23 protein-coding genes are annotated in these 23,734 nt (G+C 72.2%); 6 read left to right on the forward strand and 17 right to left on the reverse strand.

The window, feature by feature from the left end; translation table 11 throughout:
* Positions 1–53: 53 nt before the first annotated feature.
* The 3 genes from H288_RS0125305 to H288_RS0125315 form a co-directional block, all read right to left on the reverse strand.
* Positions 54–1,046: a hypothetical protein gene (locus H288_RS0125305; RefSeq protein WP_020095374.1), complete on the reverse strand. Its 993-nt coding sequence runs from the start codon at positions 1,044–1,046 to the stop codon at positions 54–56.
* A gap of 318 nt (positions 1,047–1,364) precedes the next feature.
* Positions 1,365–1,775: a peptide-methionine (R)-S-oxide reductase MsrB gene (msrB, locus tag H288_RS0125310; RefSeq protein ID WP_020095375.1), complete on the reverse strand. Its 411-nt coding sequence runs from the start codon at positions 1,773–1,775 to the stop codon at positions 1,365–1,367.
* 99 nt (positions 1,776–1,874) lie between these two features.
* The gene (locus tag H288_RS0125315; RefSeq protein ID WP_020095376.1) at positions 1,875–3,065 is read right to left on the reverse strand and encodes a YihY/virulence factor BrkB family protein; all 1,191 of its coding nucleotides are present in this window, start codon (positions 3,063–3,065) and stop codon (positions 1,875–1,877) included.
* A gap of 113 nt (positions 3,066–3,178) precedes the next feature.
* Between H288_RS0125315 and H288_RS0125320 the strand changes: the two genes are divergently transcribed.
* The 3 genes from H288_RS0125320 (at position 3,179) to H288_RS0125330 (ending at position 5,232) form a co-directional block, all read left to right on the forward strand.
* A complete protein-coding gene (locus H288_RS0125320) occupies positions 3,179–4,252 on the forward strand; it encodes a UV damage repair endonuclease (RefSeq protein ID WP_020095377.1) in 1,074 nt (357 codons plus the stop codon).
* Positions 4,253–4,298: 46 nt separating this feature from the next.
* Positions 4,299–4,850 carry an alpha/beta hydrolase gene (locus H288_RS0125325; protein ID WP_020095378.1) on the forward strand — a complete coding sequence of 184 codons (552 nt, stop codon included), beginning with the start codon at positions 4,299–4,301 and terminating at the stop codon, positions 4,848–4,850.
* A 154-nt stretch (positions 4,851–5,004) separates the two neighbouring features.
* Positions 5,005–5,232 carry a hypothetical protein gene (locus H288_RS0125330; RefSeq protein ID WP_012319110.1) on the forward strand — a complete coding sequence of 76 codons (228 nt, stop codon included), beginning with the start codon at positions 5,005–5,007 and terminating at the stop codon, positions 5,230–5,232.
* A gap of 8 nt (positions 5,233–5,240) precedes the next feature.
* Here the strand turns inward: H288_RS0125330 and H288_RS0125335 are convergent, their stop codons facing one another.
* From H288_RS0125335 to H288_RS0125370, 8 genes are all read right to left on the reverse strand, one after another.
* Positions 5,241–6,269: a TIGR01620 family protein gene (locus tag H288_RS0125335; protein WP_020095379.1), complete on the reverse strand. Its 1,029-nt coding sequence runs from the start codon at positions 6,267–6,269 to the stop codon at positions 5,241–5,243.
* A gap of 28 nt (positions 6,270–6,297) precedes the next feature.
* Entirely contained in the window at positions 6,298–7,743 is a 1,446-nt protein-coding gene (locus tag H288_RS0125340) for a YcjX family protein (RefSeq protein WP_020095380.1), read from the reverse strand.
* Positions 7,744–7,830: 87 nt separating this feature from the next.
* Positions 7,831–8,958, reverse strand: a complete 1,128-nt coding sequence (locus tag H288_RS0125345) for a hypothetical protein (RefSeq protein ID WP_020095381.1) — start codon at positions 8,956–8,958, stop codon at positions 7,831–7,833.
* 46 nt (positions 8,959–9,004) lie between these two features.
* Complete coding sequence (gene hisN, locus H288_RS0125350; protein WP_012319114.1) at positions 9,005–9,793, reverse strand: histidinol-phosphatase; 789 nt, start codon at positions 9,791–9,793, stop codon at positions 9,005–9,007.
* 108 nt (positions 9,794–9,901) lie between these two features.
* Entirely contained in the window at positions 9,902–11,989 is a 2,088-nt protein-coding gene (locus H288_RS0125355; RefSeq protein WP_020095382.1) for an AI-2E family transporter, read from the reverse strand.
* A 114-nt stretch (positions 11,990–12,103) separates the two neighbouring features.
* The gene (locus H288_RS0125360) at positions 12,104–13,558 is read right to left on the reverse strand and encodes an MmgE/PrpD family protein (protein WP_020095383.1); all 1,455 of its coding nucleotides are present in this window, start codon (positions 13,556–13,558) and stop codon (positions 12,104–12,106) included.
* A 277-nt stretch (positions 13,559–13,835) separates the two neighbouring features.
* Entirely contained in the window at positions 13,836–15,128 is a 1,293-nt protein-coding gene (locus H288_RS0125365) for a nicotinate phosphoribosyltransferase (RefSeq protein ID WP_020095384.1), read from the reverse strand.
* 122 nt (positions 15,129–15,250) lie between these two features.
* On the reverse strand, positions 15,251–15,754 hold the full coding sequence (locus H288_RS0125370) for a pyridoxamine 5'-phosphate oxidase family protein (RefSeq protein WP_020095385.1): 504 nt from the start codon (positions 15,752–15,754) through the stop codon (positions 15,251–15,253).
* 127 nt (positions 15,755–15,881) lie between these two features.
* Here H288_RS0125370 and H288_RS0125375 point away from each other — a divergent pair, with 127 nt between their 5' ends.
* The 3 genes from H288_RS0125375 (at position 15,882) to mobA (ending at position 18,092) form a co-directional block, all read left to right on the forward strand.
* On the forward strand, positions 15,882–16,169 hold the full coding sequence (locus H288_RS0125375) for a hypothetical protein (protein WP_026605283.1): 288 nt from the start codon (positions 15,882–15,884) through the stop codon (positions 16,167–16,169).
* A gap of 155 nt (positions 16,170–16,324) precedes the next feature.
* Positions 16,325–17,473, forward strand: a complete 1,149-nt coding sequence (gene apbC / locus H288_RS0125380; RefSeq protein WP_020095387.1) for an iron-sulfur cluster carrier protein ApbC — start codon at positions 16,325–16,327, stop codon at positions 17,471–17,473.
* Positions 17,474–17,543: 70 nt separating this feature from the next.
* Positions 17,544–18,092, forward strand: coding sequence for a molybdenum cofactor guanylyltransferase MobA (gene mobA / locus H288_RS0125385; RefSeq protein WP_020095388.1), 549 nt, complete (start codon positions 17,544–17,546; stop codon positions 18,090–18,092).
* 152 nt (positions 18,093–18,244) lie between these two features.
* Here the strand turns inward: mobA and H288_RS0125390 are convergent, their stop codons facing one another.
* The 6 genes from H288_RS0125390 to H288_RS0125415 all read right to left on the reverse strand — a co-directional run bounded on the left by H288_RS0125390 (position 18,245) and on the right by H288_RS0125415 (position 23,690).
* A complete protein-coding gene (locus H288_RS0125390; RefSeq protein ID WP_010686120.1) occupies positions 18,245–18,703 on the reverse strand; it encodes a peptidylprolyl isomerase in 459 nt (152 codons plus the stop codon).
* Positions 18,704–18,780: 77 nt separating this feature from the next.
* The gene (locus tag H288_RS0125395) at positions 18,781–19,278 is read right to left on the reverse strand and encodes a hypothetical protein (protein WP_020095389.1); all 498 of its coding nucleotides are present in this window, start codon (positions 19,276–19,278) and stop codon (positions 18,781–18,783) included.
* Positions 19,279–19,285: 7 nt separating this feature from the next.
* Positions 19,286–19,834: a peptidylprolyl isomerase gene (locus H288_RS0125400; RefSeq protein ID WP_020095390.1), complete on the reverse strand. Its 549-nt coding sequence runs from the start codon at positions 19,832–19,834 to the stop codon at positions 19,286–19,288.
* Between the two features lie 27 nt (positions 19,835–19,861).
* A complete protein-coding gene (gene coaD / locus H288_RS0125405; RefSeq protein WP_020095391.1) occupies positions 19,862–20,365 on the reverse strand; it encodes a pantetheine-phosphate adenylyltransferase in 504 nt (167 codons plus the stop codon).
* Positions 20,366–20,414: 49 nt separating this feature from the next.
* The gene (gene gyrA, locus H288_RS0125410) at positions 20,415–23,147 is read right to left on the reverse strand and encodes a DNA gyrase subunit A (protein ID WP_020095392.1); all 2,733 of its coding nucleotides are present in this window, start codon (positions 23,145–23,147) and stop codon (positions 20,415–20,417) included.
* Between the two features lie 213 nt (positions 23,148–23,360).
* Entirely contained in the window at positions 23,361–23,690 is a 330-nt protein-coding gene (locus H288_RS0125415; protein WP_020095393.1) for a hypothetical protein, read from the reverse strand.
* Positions 23,691–23,734: the final 44 nt, after the last annotated feature.

A 23,734-nucleotide genomic window follows, 5' to 3' on the forward strand; every position in this document is an offset into this window, starting at 1 on the left:
GCAGCGCGATCTGCGCTGCGGCCCGGCCGTGCCTCGCGTCGTTGCGACGCGGGTCAGGTCTGCTGCTGGGTCCGGCGGGGGCGGACGGTCCAGCGCTCGAACATCGAGGCGGGATCCTCGCTCTTCCCGTCCTTGTTCTCGGCGGCGGGATCAGGCTGCTGGTGGATCGCCGCGCCGAGGGCCTGCGACAGGCTCTCGATGACGTCGTCGATGCGGGCATCCCCGTGCAGGGCGTCGCCGCTGCCGGATTGCGGGGCTGGCGTCTCGGCGGCCGGCGCGGCGTGCGCGGCCGCTTCCGGCGCGGGCTCCGGCTGCGGCTCGGGCTCGGGGTGATGCTCCGGGGCCGGCTCGGGCGGGCGCGGGGCGGCCGCGGCGGGCTCAGGAGCCGGCGGCGGGGCGGCGACGACCGGCGCGGCGGTGGCCAGCGCCGCGGGAGCCGCGGCCCGGCGCATAGCACCCATCGCGCCCTCGTCGGACTCGGTGCTCCGGCTGCTGCTGCTGCTACCGTAACGGCCGAAGCCGAAGCGCGGCTCGATCAGGTCCAGCACCGCGTCCAGCGCGGCGTTGCTCAGCGCCACCTCCTCGGCCGCCGGCACGCCCTGGATGGCCAGGGCCGCCCGCTCGAAGGCCGGCTCGCTGCTGACCTCGCGGCCGAACCAGCTCGGGGCGTGGAAGCCGGCGGCCTCGCCGTCATCGTCGAAGGTGACGCTGATCAGGTCCAGGCTGCCGGGGGTGACGTAGCGGTCGATGGCAATCTCGCGCCCGCCGGCATTCAGCGTGGTGCGGTCGTAGGCGGCCTTGCCGGGGCACACGTCCAGCAGGGCGTCGCCGTGGGCTCGCGGGACGTCGGTGCGCTCCTCGACCGGGACGCCGTCCGGCCCCTTGTTCACCAGGACCAGCTGGCAGACCTGGCCGTCGACGCGCACGTAGGAGGCCCGGCCGCCCTGGGGCGCGAAGTGACCCTCGGTGATGCGGGCGCCACCCCGCTCCTTGCGGATCAGGCGGACCAGGGATGGTGCGACCAGAAATCGGCGAACGGTGCTCATGAACTCAAAACCCCTCCCGCTTGGTCGGCGGCGCGCCGATCCGGCGGACAGCCCTCAGCGCCGCCGGGCTGCACGGAAGAGGACACGTGGAGCCGGCCCGCACGGCGTATAAGCTGACTGCCACGCCGTATTCGCCAGAGCCTGACCACTTCCGTCGCCAATCACCGGACAGCGACATCCTGAGACTATAGAGCGCTAAGCAAAAACGCGACGAAATCAAGACCGGATCCGGCCGAGGATCCGGCCCCGGCGGTCCCTGTCCCCGATATCCCGGCTTTCGCGCCGCGTTTCCGAACCCAGGTTAGCGGCCCCCGCGATTCATTCAGCCGGCTCGAAATTCATCGCCGCGCCGTTCATGCAGTAGCGCAGGCCGGTCGGCGCCGGGCCGTCGTCGAAGACGTGGCCCAGATGGCCCTTGCAGCGGGCGCAGTGCACTTCGGTGCGGACCATCCAGTGGCTGCGGTCCACCGTGGTCTCGACGGCGCCGTCGAGGGGCTCGAAGAAGCTCGGCCAGCCCGTTCCGGACTCGAACTTGGTGCCCTGCTCGAACAGCGGCTGACCGCAGCCGGCGCAGGTGAAGGTCCCGGCCCGCTTCTCGGCGAGCAGACAGCTCGTGCCGGCCCGCTCCGTGCCGTGCTCGCGCAGGACCCGGTACTGCTCCGGTGTCAGCGCCGAGCGCCACTCGGCGTCGCTGCGGGTCTCCGGGCTAGTGGTCGGCGTGTCGGCCATGGCGATCTCCCTTCTCGCCACGCTATATAGGGATCGCGCGCCCTATCCGGCAGTCCCGGAGGATGCCGCAGGGCGTCTCCGGGATCGGAGACGCGGCGTTCAGGCGGCGGCGCCGACGGTGTCGGCCATCCGCGCCCGGCGCGCGCCCATCGGCAGCGGCGCGCCCGTGGTGGTGTCGCGGGCGGTCTGGTGCTCCAGCTCCGCGTTGATCTCGCCTCCGAGCAGCACGATCGTCGAGGAGATCCAGATCCACGTCATGAAGCCGATCACGGCGCCGAGCGACCCGTAGGTCTCGTTGTAGGTGCCGAAATTGGCGACGTACCAGGAGAACAGGAGCGAGGCGGCGAGCCAGAGCAGGCCCGCGACGACGCTGCCGAACCCGACCCAGCGCCAGCGGGCGTGCTCCCGGCTCGGCCCGAACCGGTAGAGCACCGACAGGCCGCCGAGCAGGACGATCAGGATCGCCGGCCAGCGCAGGGCCGCGAGCAGCCACGCGGTCGAGCCGAGGCCCAGGAAGTTCAGCATCACCGGCACGACGACGATCACGTTGAGCGCGACGATGATGAACAGCAGGGCGCCGACCGTGAAAGTGAGCGAGCGGAGGTTGAGCCAGAAGAAGTTCCGCTTCTCCTCCTCCTCGTAGACGACGTTCAGCGCGTCGAACATCGCCTTCATGGCCGCGTTGGCGCTCCAGATCGACAGGAGCAGGCTGGAGAAGAACGTGATGCTGAGGGAGCCGCTGCCCTTGGCGGCGATGCGCTTGACCTGGTCGCCGATGAGCTCGACCGCGCCGGACGGCAGGACCGCGTGCAGCTGGGCGAGGTGATCGTTGATGACGGTCACGTCGGCGAAGAGGCCGTAGCAGGAGACCAGCGCGGCGATGGCGGGGAACAGCGACAGCAGCGTGTAGAAGGTCACCCCGGCGGCGACCGCCAGGACCCGGTCCTTGTTGAACTCCAGGTAGACCCGGACGACGATGTCCTTCCAGCCGGACCGCGTCATCTCGACGGGGCTGTCGGCGGCGCGGCCGCGCTCCGGCTGGGTCGCGGCGGTGAGCTGCGCGGCGCGCCCCGAGATCGAGCGCGCCCCCGCGGCGACGCCCTTCCGCAGGCCCCGATCGTCGCAGGACGGATCGCGGTCGAGCGGCGGCGCGTCGGCGGGGAGAGCCGCCGGCACGCGGCGCCGCGCCGGCGCCGCCGCGAGGGCGACCAGTGCCGAACCGAGCATCAGGATCCAGAGGATCGAGCCGCCCTCCGAGGGGCCGGTCGAACGCGACGGTGACGGGGGCATGGATCGGGGCCAGTGCGCGGAACTGCCGCGCTCGGGACTCCCAACGTCGTCGTGCCGCGGCCGTTCCGCGCGTCGCGCGGGGACGCCGCGGCCCTCCGCGCGTTGTGCTCGTTATGCGCGATCAGCCCCGTCTCGGATTCTGCTGCAAGTTCGTCCTGGACGAGCCGCCCGGCACCCATGCCACCCTCAAGGCGGAGCGGGAGGCCACGCTGCACATGAACCTCACCAGCGTGACCATGGCCCATCTCACGAAGCTGGAGCCGGCCGCCCGGCGGGTGAAGCTCACCGGGCTCGTCGCCCACAACCTCGACGCCCTCGCCCGCCAGATCGCCTGGGTCGGGGCCCGGCCGCCGCTGGAGCGTCTCCTGCGCATGGCGAGCAACGTCCTTCCGGGCTACACCCACCCGATCGCGCAGCCGCTCTACGCCGAGCCCGAGATGGCGGCGCTGGTCGAGCGCGGCCTCGCCGAGGCCGGCGCGCTGGCCCGCCGGCTCGGGGTGCGCCTGAGCTTCCACCCGGGACCGTTCTGCCTGCTGGCGAGCCGCAACCCGGCGGCGATCGCCAACGGCCTGTCCGAGCTCGACTACCACGCCGAGATCTTCGACCGGATGGGCTACGGCGGCGGCTGGCATCCGCACGGCGCCCATATCAACATCCATGTCGGCGCGGGCGACCCGGGGGTCGAGGGCTTCCGCGAGACCCTGCCCCGGGCGAGCCGGGTGGCGCGCGACCTGGTGACGGTCGAGAACGACGAGAACGTGTTCGGCCTCGACGCGGTGCTGCGGCTCGCCGACCTCGTGCCCGTGGTGCTCGACCTGCACCACCACTGGGTCGAGAGCGGCGGGGAGTATCTCGAGCCGGACGATGCCCGGATCGCCCGGGTGCAGGAATCCTGGCGCGGCGTCCGGCCCGTGGCCCATATCAGCGTGTCGCGCGAGGCGGTCTCCGCCGCCTGCGATCCGGACGCCCTGCCCGACTTCCCGGCCCTGCGCGCGGCCGGCCACGCGGTCCGGGACCTCGCGGCCCATTCCGACATGATGTGGAACCGGGCGGTGAACGACCTCGTCGCCCGGCACCTCGCCTGGGCGGATTTCGAGATCGAGGCCAAGGCGAAGAACCGCGCCTCCGTGCAGATCGCCCGACACATCCTGGCCCTCGAGGGAGCGGCGCCGATCGCGGCCGAATGACGGGACGGTCTCGACGCGTCCGTCGGTCCGCACTAGGCATCCCGGTATGAAGACCGCCGACTGCGACATCCTCATCGTCCCGGGGCTCGGGGGCTCCGAGGAGGACCATTGGCAGGCCCGCTGGGCGGGCCGCCTCGCTACCGCGCGCGTGGTCGAGCAGGACCAGTGGCACGAACCGACCCCGGAGGCGTTGTGCGGCCGCATCGCCGAGGCGGTCGCGGCGGCGACGCGGCCGGTCATCCTGATCGCCCACAGCCTCGGCGTGGTGGCGTGCGTCGAGGCGGTGCCGCGCTTCCCCGCGGGGGTGGTGCGCGGCGCCCTCCTGGTGGCGCTCCCGGACGTCGAGGAGGCGCCGGGCCTGCCCGACGCGGTCCGGGCCTTCGCGCCGGTGCCGCGCGATCCCCTGCCCTTCCCGGCCCTGCTGGTCGCCAGCCGTACCGACCCGTACTGCCGCTACGAGCGGGCGGACGACTTCGCCCATGCCTGGGGGGCGCTCACGGTCGACGCGGGCGAATCCGGCCACCTCAACGTGGCGAGCGGGCACGGCCCCTGGCCCGAGGGACTGATGCGGCTCGCCGGGTTCCTGAAGGGGCTCTGAGCCTGCGAGCCCTGCGGCGCGCGAGGACGATCGGCGTCCCCGGGGCTCGGCGGGATGGGACCGGCACGGGTCGTATTAACGCGCTGTTTACCACCGCCCTCTTCAGTGGCGGCACGGGCGGTCCTTCGTCCCGAAGCCGCCCCTGGAGAGCACCGTGACGCGCAAAGAGCTTCTCGAACGACTCGAAGCGGTGCAGACCGCCCTCGGCCCCCGGGCCCAGAGCAACTTCAACAGCTCGCTGTTCAACGACGTGACGCTGCTCAAGCGGATCGAGGCCTTCGAGGCCAAGCTCGGCGAGCCCGAGAAGCCGAAGACCGCCGACTACACCGGCAACATGTTCTCGCGCATCGCCAACCGCCGCGCCGCCGCGGGCGCCAAGTAGTCCCGCCCCTATTTCGGCTCGGCCCCGGCCGAGCGCAGCAGCTCGCCGGCAACGTCGGCGAGCCGCGGCGGGGCCTCCCGCACGAACGGCAGCGGCCGGCAGACGTTGAGCGCCGCGAGCCCGAACCGGGCGGTCATCAGCCCGTTGAGCACGCCCTCCCCCAGCTTGGCGGAGACCCGGGCGGCGATCCCGAGCCCCAGAACCTGCTGCATCACGCTCTCGCCCACCGCCATGCCGCCGGTGACCGTGAGATGCGCGAGCGCCGCGCGCCCCAGTCGCAGGAAGCCCAGGAAGCCCGGCCGGCCGCCGTAGATCGCGGCGATCCGGCGCAGCAGACGCACCGCCGCGAACACCACGAAGGCCACGTCGACGATCGCCCGCGGGCTCAGCGCCGTCACCGCCGAGACCTGCTTGGCCGTCGTCGCGATGGCGTTGCGCGCCTGCCGGTCGAGGCCGGCGAGCAGTTCGTGCTCGGCCAGTCCGATCCGGTCGTCGACGTCGAGGATCGCGTCGGCGGCGGCGTCGATCCGGGCGCGGCCCGCCGACAGGGCGTCGCGGTCCGCGTAGAAGGTCGAGAGCGCCTGCACCACCGCCTGCGCGCCGGTGTGGTCGCGGGTGGCGAGGGCGTCCAGCGCCGACTGGCGCAGCCGCTCGATCTTGCGCTCGCGCCGCAGGCCGGCGAGTTCCCGCACCACGATCGCCAGCAGCGCCAGCGCGGCGAGGCCCAGCAGCGCGAGCGCGACCCAGCCGAGCCAGGGGGCGGCCTGGAACAGGTCGCTGATCATCCGCTCGACCGACAGGCCGACGCCCAGGGAGACGAGGCCGCCCACCGCCGAGAAGAACAGGGCACCCCAGGGCGAGCGCGAGCGCGGCGCCACCGGCACGGCGACGCCGTCGGCGGCGTCGAGGATCTCGAAGGGTTCCTCGACGATCCGGGCCTGCGGCGGCCGCGGTCCGAGCGGCGTCGTGGTCACGCTCGGCTCGCCGACCGGTTCGGGGCTGATCCGGAAGGCGCGGGGTTTCTGGCCGGAGGTCATGGTCGCGGGCTCCGCATCGCACACATCGTCACGCCAGCCGGTCGCCGATCAGGAACTGCATCGCCCGGTCGAGCCGGATCTGCGGCAGGTGCCCCGCGCGGCCGAGCCCGTCCGGGCGCACCAGCGGCGGCCGGAAGCGCGGGAAGCGCAGCGAGCCCGGCTCGACCGCCCCCTCCAGCACCGCCTCGGCGCGGGCCGGCAGCTCGCCCGGGAAGATCGCGGCCTCGCTGTTGCCGTCGAAGACCTCGTCGCCAACCACCTCGCCGGCTTCCGGCGTGCCGGCCACCGCCCGCAGCGTCTCCGACCCGTCGTGGACGGTGGTCTCGCGGGTGGCGCGCACCGAGGCGAGCGCCACCGTACCGACCCGGGCGCCCGCGGCCTCGGTCCGCCGCATGGCCCGCGACACGAGCAGCCGCAGCAGCGCGTCGAGCCGGTCGTGGCTCGTCTGGTGGAGATGGTCGGCCTTGGTGGCGGCGAACAGCACGCGGTCGGCCCGTGGCGCGAACAGCCGCGACAGCACCGTGTTGCGGCCGATGTTGAGGCTGAGCAGCACCGCGTCCAGCGCCTCCTCCAGCTCCGCCAGGGCGGTCGGCCCGGCATCGACCGCCGACAGGACGTCCACCAGCACGATCTGCCGGTCGACCCGCTGGAAATGGTCGCGGAAGAACGGCGTCACGACCTTGGCCTTGTAGGCCTCGAAGCGCCGCTCCATCAGCCCGGCGAGGCTGTCGGGGGCGATCGTCTCGGTGAGCCGGTCGAGGGGCGCGAAGGTGAGCGCCGGGGAACCCGCGAGGTCGCCCGGCATCAGGAACCGGCCCGGGGGCGTCGTCGCCACGGCTTCGGGGCCGGCGCGCAGGCCCGCGAGGTAGGTCTTGAAGGCGTCGCTCGCCCGCTCGGCCGCGACCTCGTCGAGGGGGCCGTTCGGGTCGAAGCCCTTGAGCGCCTCCAGCCAGGGCGCCGCCACGGCGGCGCGGCCGGGCCGGCGGGTGCCGCCGATCGTGGCCCGGGACCACGCCGTGTAGCTGGTCTCGATCAGCGCGAGGTCGAGGAGCCATTCGCCCGGGTAGTCGACCACGTCGAGCATCAGGGTCGCGGGGCCGGAGCGCCAGCCGGCGGCACGCTCGTAGGCGATCTCCAGGCGGAACTGGCTGATCCGGTCGGTGGAGCGCGGCCAGCGCCGCGCCTCGGTGAGCGTCGCGAAATGCTCCTCGAAGGGGAAGCGCGGCACGTCGTCGTCGGGCTGGGGCACCAGCTTGGCGCGGCGCAGGCGACCCTCCTGGGCGGGCGCGAAGGCCGGCAGCGCGTGGGTCTCCACGAGGTGGTGGATCAGCGCCGTGGTGAACACGGTCTTGCCCGAGCGCGCGAGCCCGGTCACGCCCAGCCGCAGGGTCGGCTGGACCAGCAGGTCGTGCGAGGCTTCGGCGAAGGCTTTGACGGCCGAGCCGGCGCGCGCGGCAAGGTCGATCAGGGGCACGGGCGGGCTCGTGGTGAGGGGAACGGGCCGGGCAGAGGTGGCGCGGGCGGGCCGGAACCGCAAGGCTTGCCGCCCGGGAAGCCGCCCCTAGGGCGGCGCGGTGCTGGCGGCCGGCGTGGGCGGCTTCAGCCGGGCGATCGCCCCGGCGACGAGGTCCGGGCCGGCGCGCAGCGTGCCGAGCTCCACCGCCGACATCGCCAGCATCACGGGCGCCAGATTGGCGCGCGGCGCGCCGTCCGGCCCGAACAGGTCGAGGTCGTCGCCGGGCTTCAGGCCGACGCTGGCGCTGATGCGGTTGGCGTAGGCCTGGATCCGGACCTCGTCGCCGGTGCAGAGCGGAGCCGGCAGGCGTAGGTCGAGGACAGGCAGGCCGGCCGCGATCGCCGGCAGCAGCGCGGATTCTGCGACCATCCGGTCGGCACTCGGGACGCGACTTGGCTTCCGGTCGAGCAGCGCCGACGGGTCGGCGACGCTCCCGGCCGGGCGGCCGGTGGAGGCGGAGATGCCCGCGGCGATGTCGGGAACCGGCTGGAGCATCGCCACCCGCGGGATGGCGGCCGGGCGTCGGGTCGGGCGGCCGGCCATCCGGGCGAGCGGCGACCAGGGCTGAACCCGCAGGGCCGCCCGGCCCCGCGGCGCGCCGCCGGGGCGGTGCGCGGCGAGGTAGCGCGCCCGCAGGGTCCGCCCGAGCCCGCGGGGCGCGAGGGCCGCCGAGACGACCGGCGCCGCCGCCGGCCGGCCCGGCCGCGCGGGCGCGGCACCGACGCGGCACTCGGCCGGCGCCCAGCGGCGCACGATGGCCAGCGCCGTGCGACGGCCGTAGTCGCGGTAGTAGCGCCGCAGCAGGCTCGCGGCGGCGTCGGCGCCGTCGTCGAGGGTGGCGAAGGCGGTGTGGCCCTCCCCGTCGGCGCCGATCTCGCCGGACCAGCGGGCGGACTTGATGCACCAGCCGTTGTTGAGCCGCACGCAGCGGGCGACGTAGGGCGGATCGTCGGTCAGCGAGGCGGTGATCGCCAGCGCCCGCGGCGTCAGCTGCGCGCCGGTCTGGGCGTGCCAGTTGGACACGGAGCGGGTCGCGGGGTCGAAGCGCGGGGGTGGGCTGCCGGCCTGAGCGGAAACGGTCGCCGGGGGCGGAAGGGCGCGCGCGAGGGCGTCCGCGCCGGCCTCGGCGCTCGGCACCAGGGTCGTGATCAGGATCAGCGCGTTCAGCAGCACGCGGTCGGGCCTTCGCGGCGGCGGACGGGCTCGATGCGGACGCGCGTCACGGGTTCAGAACCTTGAGCGCGGCCTCGTGCAGCCGCGGGTCGCCGGCCGCGATCACGCGGCCGCCGCCGGCGGCCGAGCCGCCGTCCCAGGCGGTGACCCGCCCCCCCGCCCCCTCGACGATCGGGATCAGCGCGACGATGTCGTAGGGCTTCAGCCCGGCCTCGACCACGAGGTCGATCTGGCCGGCCGCCAGCATGCAGTAGGCGTAACAATCCGCGCCGTAGCGGGACATCCGCACCTGGCCTTCCAGCGCCCGGAATCGCTCGGCCTCGTCGCCGGCCGCGAACAGCCGGGGATCCGTGGTCGCCAGGATCGCCTGGGCGAGGTCACCGCAGCGGCGGGTGCGCAGGGTCCGCTCGCCCGCCGGCGCGCGGAGCTTGGCGCTGCGCCCGTCCCCGGTGAACCGCTCCGCGAGATAGGGCTGGTGCATCATCCCTCGCACCGGCACGCCGTTGCGGGTCAGCCCGATCAGGGTTCCCCAGGTCGGCAGGCCGCCGATGAAGGCGCGGGTGCCGTCGATCGGGTCGAGGACCCAGACGCACTCGGCGTCGGTGCGCTCCGCGCCGAATTCCTCGCCGAGGATGCCGTGGCCCGGGAAGGTCTGGCCGATCATCGCCCGGAGGACGACCTCGGCGGCCCGGTCGGCCTCGGTGACCGGATCGAACGGCGCCCCGCCGCGGGCCTTGTCGTCCAGGCCGAACTGGGCGCGGAAGAACGGCAGGATCGCCTTCCCGGACGCGTCCGCGAGGTCGTCCATGAACCGGCCGAGTTCGACGACGCTCATCCGTTCCGTCCCCTGTTGCGCCCGAAGGCCGCCCGGCCAAACGGCCCGTCCCGACGAAACCGGCGCGCGCCCCTGCCCGTCAAGCCCCCGCCCCCGCGCATCCGCGACTCACGCCCCGGCCGGCGCGGGCAGACGCGCCGCCTGGCCGCGGGCGTCCGACGTGCCCTCCGATGCGTCCGTCGATGCGTCCGTCGCGGTCGCGCAGGTCGCGTCCTCCTGCGCGGCCGCCAGGATAGCCTCGACGGCCTCGCGCAGCGATCCGACCTGCGCGTCGGCCTCGGCGCCCCCCGGCCCGCCGGCGAGGCGGTTCGCCCCGCTGTCCTGGGCGAGCCACAGGCCGAGCAGGACCGGAACGCCCGGGACCCGGCCGCGCAGCCGGCGGATCAGGCGGCGCAGGTGCGTCGGCTCGCCGTCGAGCGCCAGGGAGACCACGCAGGCGATCCGCGCCGGCCCGGTCTCGAACCGGCCGATCCGCACGGAGGCCGTCTCGGCGAACGGGACCGTGCGGACGCCGAGGCCGCGCTTCTCCAGGATCTGCGCGAGGATCGCGGCCGCGGCCTCGTCCAGGAAGCCGCGCCCCGCCACGCACAGCACCGCGCCCTCGCGCGTCCAGGCGGCGGGCAGCGCCTCCGCGGGCGGCCCCATCGGGAGCGGGCTGCAGGCGCTCTCCTCGCCGTCGCCCGTCGCCCCCGCGACGGCGTCGCTCCGGTCGGAGAGGTCGGCGATCAGCTCGGTGAGCGCGGCGCGCATCGCGCCCTTCTGCTGCGCGGTCAGCACCCCGCGGGCCGCGTCGCGGGCCGCGAGTTCCAGCGCCTTGAGCACGACGTCGTCGTAGTAGGACGAGAGCGAGCATTGCTGCAGGATCAGCTCGGCATGGCCCAGCACCTCCTCGGAATCGCCCGCCAGGATGCGCTGGTAGAAGTTCTGGACGGGCGTCAGCGCCGGCCGGTCGCCGAACAGCACGTCCAGGAACTCCAGGTGCTCGACGTAGCGTCCGAGCACCACGAGGCAGACGGTCAGGGGCGTCGAGAGCAGCAGGCCGACCGGCCCCCACAGCCACGTCCAGAACAGGGCCGAGACCAGGACCGCGAAGGGCGAGAGCCCGGTGGATTGCCCGTAGAAGATCGGCTCGAAGACCTGGCCGGTCAGCGGCTCCAGGACGACGAACAGGATCGCCACGGCGATCATCATGTTCCAGCCGGGATCGACCGCCGCGGCGAGCGCCATCGGGAGGATCGCCGACAGGACCGCCCCGAGATACGGCACGAAGCGCATCAGGGCCGCGAAGATCGCCCAGAGCACCGGGTTCGGCACGCCGATAAGGTAGAGGCCGATGCCGATGACCACGCCGAAGGCGGCGTTGAGGGCGAGCTGGACCACGAAGTAGCGGCTCAGGCGCTTGGCCGCGTCGTCGATGGCCACGGTGGTCCGGTGCAGGTCGCTCGATCCGGCCAGCCGGATCATGCGGTCGCGCAGGTCCTCGCGCTGCATCAGCACGAACAGCAGCACCACGAAGACGATGCCGACCGTGGCCAGGGGATGCATCACCGGCGTGAGCACGGTCGAGAGCATCTCCAGGGAGCCCGGCGGGGTCGTGGCGACCTCGACGAGGACGGGCTTGGGCGCGGCCTGGGCCGGCTCGGGAGCCGCCGAGGGCGTCGACGGCGGCGATGCCGGCGACGTTGACGGCGGTGGCGCGGCCGGCTGCGCCTCCGGGCTCCCGGCCTCCTTGGCGCCGCCGTGCAGCGCCCGGCCGATATTGGCGACGTATTCCGTGACGTGGCCCACGGGCGAGTCGCGCAGGCCGTTGATCTTGCGCTCGATCGTGGCCCGGTAACGCGGGACGTCCCCCGCGAGATCGGCCGCCTGGATGCCGATCAGCGTCGCCAGGGAGGCCACGATGCCCACGGTCAGGAGCACGCTGACGCCCACCGCCACCAGCCGCGGCAGCCGCAGCCGCCGCAGGCGGTTCACCAGCGGCGTCAGCACGAACGACAGCAGCAGCGCGATCGCGATCGGGATGAAGATCTCGCGGCCGAAATACAGGGCGGCGATGATGGTGGCGCCGACCACGACCGGCGACGCCATGGCGGCCCGCGGCGTCTCGGCCGCGGCGACGCGGGTCGGCCGCGGCGGGATCAGGGGAGTCCCGGGCCGCACTGCCGGTTCGACCCCGACCGGGGTTCTCGTGCCCATACCGTGATCCACGTCCCGAACGCCACGCGCGGGCGGCCGCCGGGAGCGGCGGAAGCCTCGCGGACGGGGAACGGCACAGGACGCGAAATCGATCCCGAGGGTTTCGCGTTCATGTTAGGCGCCCGCGACGCCGGCCCGCGCCACGTCGCCCGCATCCTTCAGCTCGGGCAGAGACCAGCACAGCTGCATCACCTTCCTGGCCTGCGCGTCCGGCAGGATGCCGGCGGCGAGGTCGGTGAATTTCGCCTCCAGCTGCGCGTCCGACATCGGCTTCTCGACGCTTCCGATGGCGTGCTCGATATGCCGGTGGAAGGTCCGCCCGTCGTTCAGCGTCACGGTCATGTCGACCTGCGCGGGATCGACGCCGGGGGTGATCACCGGGACCACCTTCTGGCGCAGGGCCACCACCCGCGGATCGTTCACCGACCGGTCGCTGAACTGCTTCTCGCCGCCCGCGCCCTCCACGAAGGCCACCGCGGCGGCGTGGTAGATGCTGAACTTGCCCTCCAGGCCGGTCTTCGGCGCGGTCTTGCCGGTCAGCTCCAGGACGAGCGGGTGGACCTTCAGGTCGACGCGCTGGATGTCCTCCGGCCTGACGTGGTCCTGGTCGCGGATCTGGATCGCCGCGTCGATCGTCGGGTGCATGACGATCCCGCAGGCGAAGGGCTTGTAGGTGTTGAGCTGCGCCTCGTAGCGGGTGCCGAGGCCGTCGGTGATCTGCGACCAGTCCTGCTTGGTGGAGATCGTGTTGGCCCAGCCGCGCTTGGCCTCGATCATGCCGTCCGACGAGGTGAAGCCCTTGGCCGCCAGGATCGCGGCGAACAGGCCGTTGGACGCGGCCCGGCCCGGGTTGAAGCTCTTGTTCATCGAGCCGAACGACTCGCGCAGGCCCACCGGCTGCGAGGCGGCGAGCCCGAGGGCGTAGACCATCTGCTGCTCGGTGAGGCCCATCAGCTTGCCGGCGGCGGCGGCCGATCCGAACACGCCCGCGGTGCCGGTGATGTGCCACCCGGCATCGTAGTGGTTCGGGTAGACCGCGTTGCCGATCCGGCATTCGGCCTCGATCCCGACCACCAGGGCTTCGAGGAAGTCCTTGCCGGAGACCGGTTTCATCGCCGCGTAGGCCAGGATCGCCGAGGCAACCGGGCCGGCCGGGTGGATGATCGTCTTCAGGTGGGTGTCGTCGAAGTCGAAGATGTGGCTCGACACGCCGTTGAGGAAGGCGGCGTTCATGATGTCGAACCGCTCGGTCCGTCCGAACAGCCCGGCCTGCGGCGGCCCGGAGAAGGGCTGCAGCGCCGAGACCGCCACGTCGACGGTCTCGTGGTGCGAGCCGCCGATGGCCACCCCGACCCAGTTGAGGAAGCTGCGCACGCCCTCGCGGCGGACGGGCTCCGGCAGGGTGTCGTAGGAGGATCCCAGGATCCACTGCGCGAGGATCTTCGTGACGTGCGGCGGCGCTGCCTTCGCGGCCGGCTTCGCGGCCTCGGCCGCCTGCGCGCCCTGCAGGGCGGGCGCCGTCAGGGCGAGGCCCGCGGCCCCGATGAGCGAGCGGCGATTCATCGACATGGCGTTCTCCCGGACAGGGCCGCCCGAGGCGCCCCGATTGCCGGACATGATAATGAATTCATCCCTGGGGCGGCGGCCTCCGTGTTTCACCGCGGCGGGTCTGATACCGTTTCCGGTTGAACGCTTCGGTCGGTGCGGCCCGCTCCGTCTTTGCGAGTGCAGCGAAGCAACCCAGGGCTGCGGGACAGCAGGGGGCGTGGCGCTATCTGGATTGCTTCGCTCCGCTCGCAAGGACGGCGGAACCGATCTGATCAACCGAAAACGGTACGAACCCCCTTCACACCACTACCGGGAGGGCCTCCTGCGCGCCCACGCCGAAGACGCGCCGGTACCGGGCGACCTCGTCGGCCGGGCCCTGCGCTTTGGTGGGATTGTCGGAGAGCTTCACGGTCGGCCGGCCGTCGGCCTGCGTGACCTTGCAGACGATGGAGACCGGGTCGAGCTTGCCGTCCGGCAGGAGCCCGCGGAAATCGTTGGTGAGCAGCGTGCCCCAGCCGTAGCCGATGCGCATGCGCCCGTGGAACCGGGCGTGGATGCGCTCGATCTCGTCGATATCGAGGCCGTCCGAGAAGATCGCGAGCTTCTCCCGCGGGTCGTGCCCGCGATCCTGCCAGAAGCGGATGACCTCCTCGCCGCCCTCGATCGGGTCCTTCGAGTCGATGCGGATGCCGGTCCAGTCGCTGACCCAGTCGGGGGCGTTCGCCAGGAATCCGGTGGTTCCGTAGGTATCGGGCAGGATCACCAGCAGGTTGCCGCCGTAATCCTCCTGCCAGTCGGCGAGCACCGCGTAGGGCGCGGCGGCGAGCGCCGCGTCGTCCTCGGCGAGCGCCGCGTAGACCATCGGCAATTCGTGGGCGTTCGTCCCCACCGGCTCGACCTCCTGCCGGGCCGCGATCAGGCAGTTGGAGGTGCCGAGGAACGCGCCGTCCAGGCCCTCCGCCATGGCCTGGACGCACCAGTCCTGCCACAGGAATCCGTGGCGCCGACGCGTGCCGAAATCCGCCACCGACAGGTCCGGAAGCCTCTGCAGCCGCTCGATCTTCTCCCAGACCCGGGTCATGGCGCGGGCGTAGAGCACCTGCAGGTCGAGCTTGCCGAGGCCCCGCAGCACGGCCCGCGCCCGCAGCTCGTTCAGGATCGCGAGCGCCGGGACCTCCCACATGGTGGTCTCGACCCAGGGGCCGTGGAAAGTCAGCTCGTACTGGCCGTCATGGACGGCGAGCCCGTATTCGGGGAGCTGGAAGGTCTCGAACCAGGAGACGAATTCGGGGCCGAGGATGCGTCCCTGGCCGCGGAACACGTTGCCCCGCAGCCACGTGATCTCGCCCTTACTGAGGCGCAGCGTTCGGGCGTGGTCGAGCTGTTCCCGCAGCAGCCCGGCATCGACCTCGTCGGCGATCCGGATCCGGCGGGTGCGGTTGGTGATGCCGAAGGTGGTCTGGATGTCGGGGTGCCGGCGCAGGATCGTCTGCGCCATCAGGAGCTTGTAGAAATCGGTGTCGAGGAGCGACCGCACGATCGGGTCGATGCGGAAACTGTGATCGTAGACCCGTTTCGCCAGATCGAGCATTCGTCAGGCACTCTGCCGCGCTTGGAACGCGCAGAGCGCATGCCGGGACCGCACACGTCAAGAAGACGGGCGGCCTCCGCCCGGAGACCGCCCGCGAAAGCGCCGATCCTGACGACCGATCCTCAGGCGAGGTCGACCTTCTTGATCTCGGTCTTCGGGCTCTCGCCGGTGAGCGAGGCCTTCACGTAGCCGTAGAGGTGCAGCATCGTGCTGTTGGGGCTGTCCCAGTACTCGCCCTTCTCCGGGTGGACGCGGATCAGAGCGACCTCCGGGTCGTTCTTCCCGTTCGGGAACCAGGTCTTCAGGCTCTCATTCCACTTCGCGTCGATGATCGACTGGTCGCGGACGATCTCCGCCTTGCCGGCTACCGAGACGTAGTTCTGGCTCGACGGGTCGGAATAGGCGAGGTTGATCTGATTGTCCTTGCTGATCTCGGCCGTCTTGGGCGAGTGCAGCTTGGTGAAGAACCACAGGTCGCCGTTCTCGTCGGCGTCGTTGTTCCACATCGGGCGGCTGTTGAGCGTGCCGTCGGAGTCGACGGTGGTCATCATGGCGATCTTCACGTCCTTGATGAGCTCGAACAGCTTCTTCGCGCCCTCGTGGTCGCGGTGGTTGCCCTGATGCATGAAAGTGGTCTCCTACGCGTCGTTTCGGTCCCGGCGGGGTCTCCGGAGGGAGCCCCGCCCGAAGGCTGCCCCGACAACGGATCAGTCTCCGGTTGGTTCAGCTTGCCCGTGCGGTGAGGAGGTTCGGATGCGAGGTGTTCGGAGATTGGGGCGTACGGCCGCGGCGCTGGCGCTGGGCGCGCTCTGTCTCGGCGCTCGGCCGGCCGGCGCCGAGGTGCGCTTCGGCCCGGGCGTGCGCATCGGCGGCCACGACTTCTCGAACCGCCGCTACGGCAGCGTCCACATCGAGCGCGTGAAGCGCCTGCGCGGCCCCCTCGGCTGCCGTCGCCTGCGGCATGGGTTCTACCGGCGCGGCGACGGGACCGTGGTGCGCGGCCCGATGGAGGCGTGCAACCTCATCGCCCGGCCGCACTGACGCCGGCACGGTCCAGGCGGCGCCCCGCTCCGGCGCGGGATGGCCGCGGGGACGCGGGCCACCGGCGCGCGCCGATCTCGGGCCCGGGGTCTGGTGTTCTGGGCCCGCTCGGTTACATGCACTGGCATACCTGCTTGCCCCGGTGGAGAACGATTTTGGCGATCACCCGCGACGACGTGCTGAAGGCGCTCGCCGACGTCACCGTCGATGCCGCCGGCACCACCCTGCCCGGCTCGGGACGGCTGTCCCAGGTCGTGGTCGATCCGAACAGCCGCGTGATGTTCTCGATCCTCGTCGATCCCAGCGAGGCCGAGCGGTTCGAGCCGGTGCGGCGCCAGGCCGAGGGGCGCGTCCTGAAGATGCCGGGCGTCTCGGGCGTGTTCGCGAGCCTCACCTCCGAGCGGAACCAGAGCCACCCGGCCCAGAGCGGCGCCGCTCCCCGGCCCGTGACGCCGCCGCCGGTCGCGCCGCCGCGGCCCGGCGCGCCGCCGAACCAGGGCCCGCAGATCGCGGGCGTGCGCCACATCGTGGCGGTCGCCTCCGGCAAGGGCGGCGTCGGCAAGTCGACCACCGCCTGCAACCTCGCCCTGGCGCTCCAGGCGCAGGGGCTGAAGGTCGGCCTCCTCGACGCCGACATCTACGGCCCCTCCGTGCCGAAGCTGTTCGGGCTCTCGGGCAAGCCTAACGTCGTCGACAACAAGGCCATGGAGCCGATGGTCGGCTACGGCCTCAAGGTCATGTCGATCGGCTTCCTGATCGAGCCCGAGACGGCGATGATCTGGCGCGGCCCGATGGTGCAGTCGGCCATCACCCAGATGCTGCGCGACGTGCTCTGGGGCGAGCTCGACGTGCTGCTCGTCGACATGCCGCCCGGCACCGGCGACGCGCAGCTCACCATGGCGCAGGCGACGCCGCTCTCCGGCGCCGTGATCGTCTCCACCCCGCAGGATCTCGCGCTGATCGACGCGCGGCGCGGCGTGACCATGTTCAAGAAGGTCGCGGTGCCGATCCTCGGCGTGATCGAGAACATGGCGACCTTCGTCTGCCCGAATTGCGGCCACGCCTCGCACATCTTCGGGCACGGCGGCGCGCGGAACGAGGCGCAGCGGCTCGGCGTGCCGTTCCTCGGCGAGGTGCCGCTGAACATGACCATCCGCGAGACCTCGGATGCCGGTCGGCCGGTGGTGGCGACCGATCCGGAGGGGCCGCACGCCAAGGTCTACCGGGACATCGCCGCTCAGCTCTGGGCGAACCTGTCCGGCGCTCCGGCCGGGCGGACGGCGCCGAAGATCGTCTTCGAGTGATCCTGTGCCCTCCCCGCCTCTTCCGCCGCCGGTCCTGGGCCTGATCCTCGCCGGTGGGCGGGCGCGGCGGATGGGCGGGGGCGACAAGCCGCTGCTGCGGCTCGGGGGGCGGACCCTGCTGGAGCGGGTGGTCGAGCGGCTCGGGCCGCAATGCGGGGCGGGACTGGCGCTCAGCGCCAACGGCGACCCGGCGCGGTTCTCCGGCTTTCCCGGTCCGGTCCTGCAGGACCCCGTGCCGGATCAGCCGGGCCCGCTCGCCGGCATCCTCGCCGGGCTGGAGCACGCCGGCGCGCGGGGTATCGCGCGGGTGGTGAGCGTGTCGGGCGACGCGCCGTTCCTGCCGGAGGATCTGGTAGCGCGCCTCGGCGCGGCCGGACCAGAGACCGGCATCGCGCTCGCGGCCTCAGGGGAGCGGCAGCACTACACGATCGCGCTCTGGCCGACGGCTCTGAGCGACGCGCTTCGGGACTATCTCGAACGCGGCGAGCGGCGCGTCGGCGCCTTCATCGCGCGCCACGGGGCCGCGGTCGCGACTTGGCCGATCGAGCCGGTGGACCCGTTCCTCAACATCAATTCGCCGGCGGATCTGGCGGCGGCGGAAGCCCTGGACCGCGGGTGATGCGGCCCGCCGTCATCACGAGCGAAGCGAAGTGACCCAGGGCAGCGCGACGCGTGAAGACGCGGCGCTACTGGATTGCTTCGCTCCGCTCGCAAAGACGGTACAGCCGAAGCCATCGAGAGATGGCTTCGGCTGTGAGGCTTGATCCGAGCTCAGGCCGCCGCGACGGTCGCCTTCACGATCTTGTCCGGCGAGCGCGGCGGCTCGCCCTTGTTGATCGTGTCGACCACATCCATGCCTTCCACGACCTTGCCCCACACCGTGTACTGCTTGTCGAGGAAGCGGGCGTCGTCGAAGCAGATGAAGAACTGCGAGTTCGCCGAGTGCGGGAAGTTCGTCCGCGCCATCGAGCAGGTGCCGCGCACGTGCGGCTCGGCGTTGAACTCGGCCTTCAAGTCCGGCAGGTCGGAGCCGCCCGAGCCGGTGCCGGTCGGGTCGCCGGTCTGGGCCATGAACCCGTCGATCACCCGGTGGAACGGCACGCCGTCGTAGAAGCCCTGGGCGGCGAGCGTCTTGATGCGCTCGACGTGGCCCGGGGCGAGGTCGGGGCGCAGCGCGATCACGACGCGGCCCTTGGTGGTCTCCAGCACGATGGTCTCGTTGTCGGCCATAGTCTTTCCTTCCGGTTGGGGGAACTGTATCGGCGCGTGCCGGATCCGGCCAGCGCCCGTGTCGGTCTCGCCGGCGCTCAGGCCGGCGGGCGGTAGACGAAGCGGAGCGCCACCGGCCGCCCCGCGATCGCCCGGCCCAGACCCGGCGTGATGTGGACCGGGGTGCAGCGCGCGAGGGCGTCGAGGGTCCCGCGCACCAGGGTATTCCGCCGATCGCCCGCGACCCCCGCCGCGTAGGTGACGCGGGGCGGCCCGATCAGGCTGCCGTCGCGCCGCAGCGCGAGCCGCAGGGTGATCTCGATGTCGTCGGACCCGCCGCTCGGGCGGCCGAGGCCGCCCGGTGCCTGCCAGCAGGCGGCGAGCGCCGGGTAGAGCTCGGCCAGGGTGTCGGCGGGCTTGGTCGCCATCCGGGCGACCGGGACCGGGACCGTGGCGCGCAGGGTCTGGGGCAGGCTCAGCGGGTAGCCGCCCCCCGGCTCCTCGGCGTAGCCGTAGAACGGCGCGCCGTCATAGGCCGCGGCGGCCGCCGGGATCAAGCTCAGCAAGAGGATCGAGGCAGCGCGCCGGCCCGGCATGCGGCCGCTACTTGGCCTTCTCGGCGAGCGTCATGCTGACGATCTTGTCGGGATCCTGGACGGCCCCGCCCGGCGCGCCCGGGGCGGCCTTCTTGATCTTGTCGAGGACGTCGAGCCCGTCCGTGACGTTGCCGACGATCGTGTACTGGCCGTTCAGGAACGGCGCGTCGCCGAGGCAGATGAAGAACTGCGAGTTCGCCGAGTTCGGATCCTGCGAGCGGGCCATGCCCACGGTGCCGCGGCGGAACTGGGCCGACTGCGTGAACTCGGCCGGGATGTTCGGCAGGCTGGAGCCGCCGGTGCCGTTGCCCTTCGGGTCGCCGGTCTGGGCCATGAACCCGTCGATGACGCGGTGGAACTTGAGGCCGTTGTAGAAGCCCTGCGAGACAAGGGTCTTGATCTGCTTGACGTGCTTGGGCGCGATGTCGGGCCGCAGCTCGATGGTGATCCGCCCGTCCTTGGTCTGGAGATAGACCGTGTTGGCGTCGGCGGCCCGGGCCGCCTGAGCGGTGCCGAGCGTCAGGGCGAGCGCGAGGAGGGCGTGGCGTCGGTTCATCGAAGTCCTTCCAGGGTCGGGCCGGTGTCAGGAATGGGCGGCGAAGCGCTGCCGGAGGCGCGCGGCGACCGCCGCGGGCACGAAGGGCGAGACGTCGCCCCCCATGCCGGCGATCTGGCGCACCAGCGTCGCGGTGATCGGGCGGGCCTGCGTCGAGGCGGGCAGGAACACGGTCTGCACCTCGGGCGCCATGGCGCCGTTCATGCCGGCGAGCTGCATCTCGTAGTCGAGATCCGTGCCGTCGCGCAGGCCGCGGATGAAGATCGCGGCGCCGCAGCGCCGGGCGGCCGAGACGGCGAGATCGTTGAAGGTGACGATCTCCAGCGCCGCACCCTCGGCCTGGGCCACCGGCCCGCAGGTCTCGCTCAGCAGCGCCGCCCGCTCCTCGGCGGAGAATAGCGGGGCCTTGCCGGGGTGGACGCCGATGGCGATCACGAGGCGGTCCACCAGCCGGCAGGCCTGGCGGACCACGTCGAGATGGCCGTTCGTGACCGGATCGAACGAGCCGGCGTAGAGGGCAGTGCGGGTCATCGCGACCCGACCTAGAGCATTTTCGCGCCGGACGGAACCGGGCGGCGCCTCAGGCCTCCTCGCCGCCCTCGGGACCGGCCTCGGCGCCCTCGTCCTCGCCCTCGATGTGCTCCACCGAGACGACCTTCTCGTCCTTGGCGGTGTTGAACACCGTCACGCCCTGCGAGGCGCGGCCGACGATGCGGATGTCGTCCACCGGCACGCGGATCAGCTGGCCGCCGTCGGTGACTAGCATGATCTGGTCCGAGGCCTCGACCGGGAAGGACGCCACGAGGCTGCCGTTGCGGGCATTGACCCGCATCGCCGTGATGCCCTTCCCGCCGCGTCCCGAGGTCCGGTACTCGAACGACGAGGAGCGCTTGCCGAAGCCCCGCTCCGACAGGGTCAGCACGTACTGCTCGGCCGCGCCCATCTCGTTGTAGCGGTCGAGCGAGATCGCCGCCGCCTCGGCGCCGTCCTCGGGCTCCGCGTCGCCGTTCTCCTCGGCCTCGCCGGTCACGGCGCGGCGCATCTTCAGGTAGCCGGCCCGCTCCTCGGCGCTGGCGTCGAAGGCGTTCAGGATGGTCATCGAGATGACCCGGTCGTCCTTGGCCAGCAGGATGCCGCGCACGCCCGTGGAGTCGCGGCCCTTGAAGACGCGCACGTCCTCGACGGGGAAGCGGATGCACTGGCCGAGCGCCGTGGTCAGCAGCACGTTCTGGTCCGGACGGCAGATCTCGACGTGGACGATGTGGTCGCCCGGGTCGAGCTTCATGGCGATCTTGCCGTTGCGGTTCACCGTGGTGAAGTCCGAGAGCTTGTTGCGCCGGACGTTGCCGCGCGCGGTCGCGAACATCACGTCGAGCGTCTCCCAGGACGCCTCGTCCTCGGGCAGCGGCATGATCGTGGTGATGCGCTCGGAGGTGTCCTGCAACTGCAGGATATTCACCAGCGCCTTGCCGCGGGCGTTCGGGGCGGCCATCGGCAGCCGCCAGACCTTCTCCTTGTAGGCCTGGCCCTGGCTGGAGAAGAACAGCACCGGCGTGTGGGTGTTGGCCACGAACAGGCGGGTGACGAAATCCTCGTCGCGGGTCGCCATGCCGGAGCGGCCCTTGCCGCCGCGGCGCTGGGCTCGGTAGGTCGAGAGCGGCACGCGCTTCACGTAGCCGGCGTGCGACACGGTCACCACCATGTCCTCGCGGGCGATCAGGTCCTCGTCCTCGACGCTGCCGTCGAAGTCGACGATCTCGGTCCGGCGCGGGGTGGCGAACTGCTCGCGGACCTCGGCTAGCTCGCCCTTGACGATGCCCTGGATGCGGGCGCGCGAGCGCAGGATGTCGAGGTAGTCGGCGATCTCGTCGGCCAGCGTCTTCAGCTCGTCGCCGACCTCGTCGCGGCCGAGAGCCGTGAGGCGCTGCAGGCGCAGGTCGAGGATGGCGCGGGCCTGGGTCTCGGACAGGAGGTAGGTCCCGTCCTCGGCGACGCGGTGGCGCGGGTCGTCCACGAGCGCGATCAGCGGCGCGATGTCGTGGGCCGGCCAGTCGCGGGCCATCAGGGCCTCGCGGGCCGTGTTCGGGTCCGGCGAGGTCCGGATCAGGCGGATCACCTCGTCGATGTTGGCGACCGCGATCGCGAGGCCGCACAAGACGTGGGCGCGCTCGCGGGCCTTGCCGAGGAGGAACTTGGTCCGCCGGGAGACGACCTCCTCGCGGAAATCCACGAAGGCCTGGAGCAGGTCCTTCAGGTTCATCAGCTCGGGGCGGCCGCCGTTCAGCGCCACCATGTTGCAGCCGAAGGAGCTCTGCAGCGGCGTGAACCGGTAGAGCTGGTTCAGCACCACGTCGGCCATCGCGTCGCGCTTGATCTCGACGACGATGCGCATGCCCGTCCGGTCGGATTCGTCGCGCAGGTCCGAGATGCCCTCGACGCGCTTCTCCTTCACCAGCTCGGCGATCTTCTCGACGAGCGTCGCCTTGTTCACCTGATAGGGGATCTCGGTGAAGATCAGCGCCTCGCGCTCCTTGCGCAGCTCCTCGACATGCGACTTCGCGCGCATGATCACCGAGCCGCGGCCCGTCGCGTAGGCCTGCCGCGTGCCGGCGCGGCCGAGGATCATGCCGCCGGTCGGGAAGTCCGGGCCGGGCACGATCTCGGTGAGCTGCTCGATGGTCAGGCCCGGATCGTCGATCAGCGCCACGCAGGCGTCGATCAGCTCGCCGAGATTGTGCGGCGGGATGTTGGTCGCCATGCCGACCGCGATGCCGCCCGCGCCGTTGACCAGCAGGTTCGGGAAGCGGGCCGGCAGGACGGTCGGCTCCTCGCGCGACTCGTCGTAGTTCGGTCCGAAATCGACGGTGTTCTTGTCGATATCGGTGAGCAGCGCGGTGGCGGGCTTGGCCAGCCGCGATTCGGTGTAGCGCATGGCGGCCGGCGGATCGCCGTCCACCGAGCCGAAATTGCCCTGCCCGTCGATGAGCATGAGGCGCATGGAGAAGTCCTGCGCCATCCGCACGAGGGCGTCGTAGATCGATTGGTCGCCGTGCGGGTGGTACAGACCGATCACGTCGCCGACGATGCGGGCCGACTTGACGTATTTCCGCTCGGGCAGGTGCCCGGATTCGAAGGCGGAGTAGAGGATGCGCCGGTGCACCGGCTTGAGACCGTCGCGGGCGTCGGGAAGCGCCCGGCTCACGATCACGCTCATCGCGTAATCGAGGTAGGAGCGGCGCATCTCGTCGGTGATGGAGACGGGGCGGATGTCGCTGGCGGGCGGGGCGGCGCCAGTCGGATCGTTCTCGGCCAAGTCGGTATCCGTTCTGAAGCCCGGACGGGCGGTGCTCACGGCCGTTCCCGGGTGGCGCGCGATGCGCCGGAACGGCCTCTCGGAAGAGCAGTGATATCAGACGGTTAAATAAGGTTTTCCGAGGCCGCCCGCAAGGTCGCAGCGCGGCTGCCGGCGCGCGTCCCGGCAGTTATGCGCCCCGGCCCGATCGGGCCGGGGCGCGCAGGGCTGCGCTCAGTAGAACGTGACGTGCCGGTGGCCGTACGGACGGGCGTACGGGCGGCCATGCCAGACGTGGTGGCGGTGCCAGTGCCGGCGGAAATGGTGGTGCCGGTGCCAGTGATGGCGACGGTGCCAGTAGTGGCGGCGGTGGTGCCAGTGGCGGCGCCAGTGGTGGCGGCGGTGCCAGTGGCGGCGGTGGCGCCAGTGGGCCTGCTGCACCGCGGGGGCGGGCGCGGCGGCCTCGGCGCTCGCGGGGACCGGCAGGGGCGCCGCGCGCGCGGGCGCACTCGCCAGCCCGCCGAGCAGCGCGGCGAGGAGGACCAGGATCGGCCAGGGTCGCATCGTTTCTCTCCCGTGTGAGCGCCCGTCCGAGTCCAGCGGATCCG

This window comes from Methylobacterium sp. 285MFTsu5.1, from assembly GCF_000383455.1.
Taxonomy (GTDB): Bacteria; Pseudomonadota; Alphaproteobacteria; order Rhizobiales; family Beijerinckiaceae; genus Methylobacterium.

Coding starts and splice junctions, on each gene's coding strand:
- H288_RS0125305 (WP_020095374.1), bottom strand. CDS start 1,046: ATGAGCACCGTTCGCCGATTTCTGGTCGCACCATCCCTGGTCCGCCTG.
- msrB (WP_020095375.1), bottom strand. CDS start 1,775: ATGGCCGACACGCCGACCACTAGCCCGGAGACCCGCAGCGACGCCGAG.
- H288_RS0125315 (WP_020095376.1), bottom strand. CDS start 3,065: ATGCCCCCGTCACCGTCGCGTTCGACCGGCCCCTCGGAGGGCGGCTCG.
- H288_RS0125320 (WP_020095377.1), top strand. CDS start 3,179: ATGCGCGATCAGCCCCGTCTCGGATTCTGCTGCAAGTTCGTCCTGGAC.
- H288_RS0125325 (WP_020095378.1), top strand. CDS start 4,299: ATGAAGACCGCCGACTGCGACATCCTCATCGTCCCGGGGCTCGGGGGC.
- H288_RS0125335 (WP_020095379.1), bottom strand. CDS start 6,269: ATGACCTCCGGCCAGAAACCCCGCGCCTTCCGGATCAGCCCCGAACCG.
- hisN (WP_012319114.1), bottom strand. CDS start 9,793: ATGAGCGTCGTCGAACTCGGCCGGTTCATGGACGACCTCGCGGACGCG.
- H288_RS0125355 (WP_020095382.1), bottom strand. CDS start 11,989: ATGGGCACGAGAACCCCGGTCGGGGTCGAACCGGCAGTGCGGCCCGGG.
- H288_RS0125360 (WP_020095383.1), bottom strand. CDS start 13,558: ATGTCGATGAATCGCCGCTCGCTCATCGGGGCCGCGGGCCTCGCCCTG.
- H288_RS0125365 (WP_020095384.1), bottom strand. CDS start 15,128: ATGCTCGATCTGGCGAAACGGGTCTACGATCACAGTTTCCGCATCGAC.
- H288_RS0125370 (WP_020095385.1), bottom strand. CDS start 15,754: ATGCATCAGGGCAACCACCGCGACCACGAGGGCGCGAAGAAGCTGTTC.
- H288_RS0125375 (WP_026605283.1), top strand. CDS start 15,882: ATGCGAGGTGTTCGGAGATTGGGGCGTACGGCCGCGGCGCTGGCGCTG.
- mobA (WP_020095388.1), top strand. CDS start 17,544: ATGGGCGGGGGCGACAAGCCGCTGCTGCGGCTCGGGGGGCGGACCCTG.
- H288_RS0125390 (WP_010686120.1), bottom strand. CDS start 18,703: ATGGCCGACAACGAGACCATCGTGCTGGAGACCACCAAGGGCCGCGTC.
- H288_RS0125395 (WP_020095389.1), bottom strand. CDS start 19,278: ATGCCGGGCCGGCGCGCTGCCTCGATCCTCTTGCTGAGCTTGATCCCG.
- H288_RS0125400 (WP_020095390.1), bottom strand. CDS start 19,834: ATGAACCGACGCCACGCCCTCCTCGCGCTCGCCCTGACGCTCGGCACC.
- coaD (WP_020095391.1), bottom strand. CDS start 20,365: ATGACCCGCACTGCCCTCTACGCCGGCTCGTTCGATCCGGTCACGAAC.
- H288_RS0125415 (WP_020095393.1), bottom strand. CDS start 23,690: ATGCGACCCTGGCCGATCCTGGTCCTCCTCGCCGCGCTGCTCGGCGGG.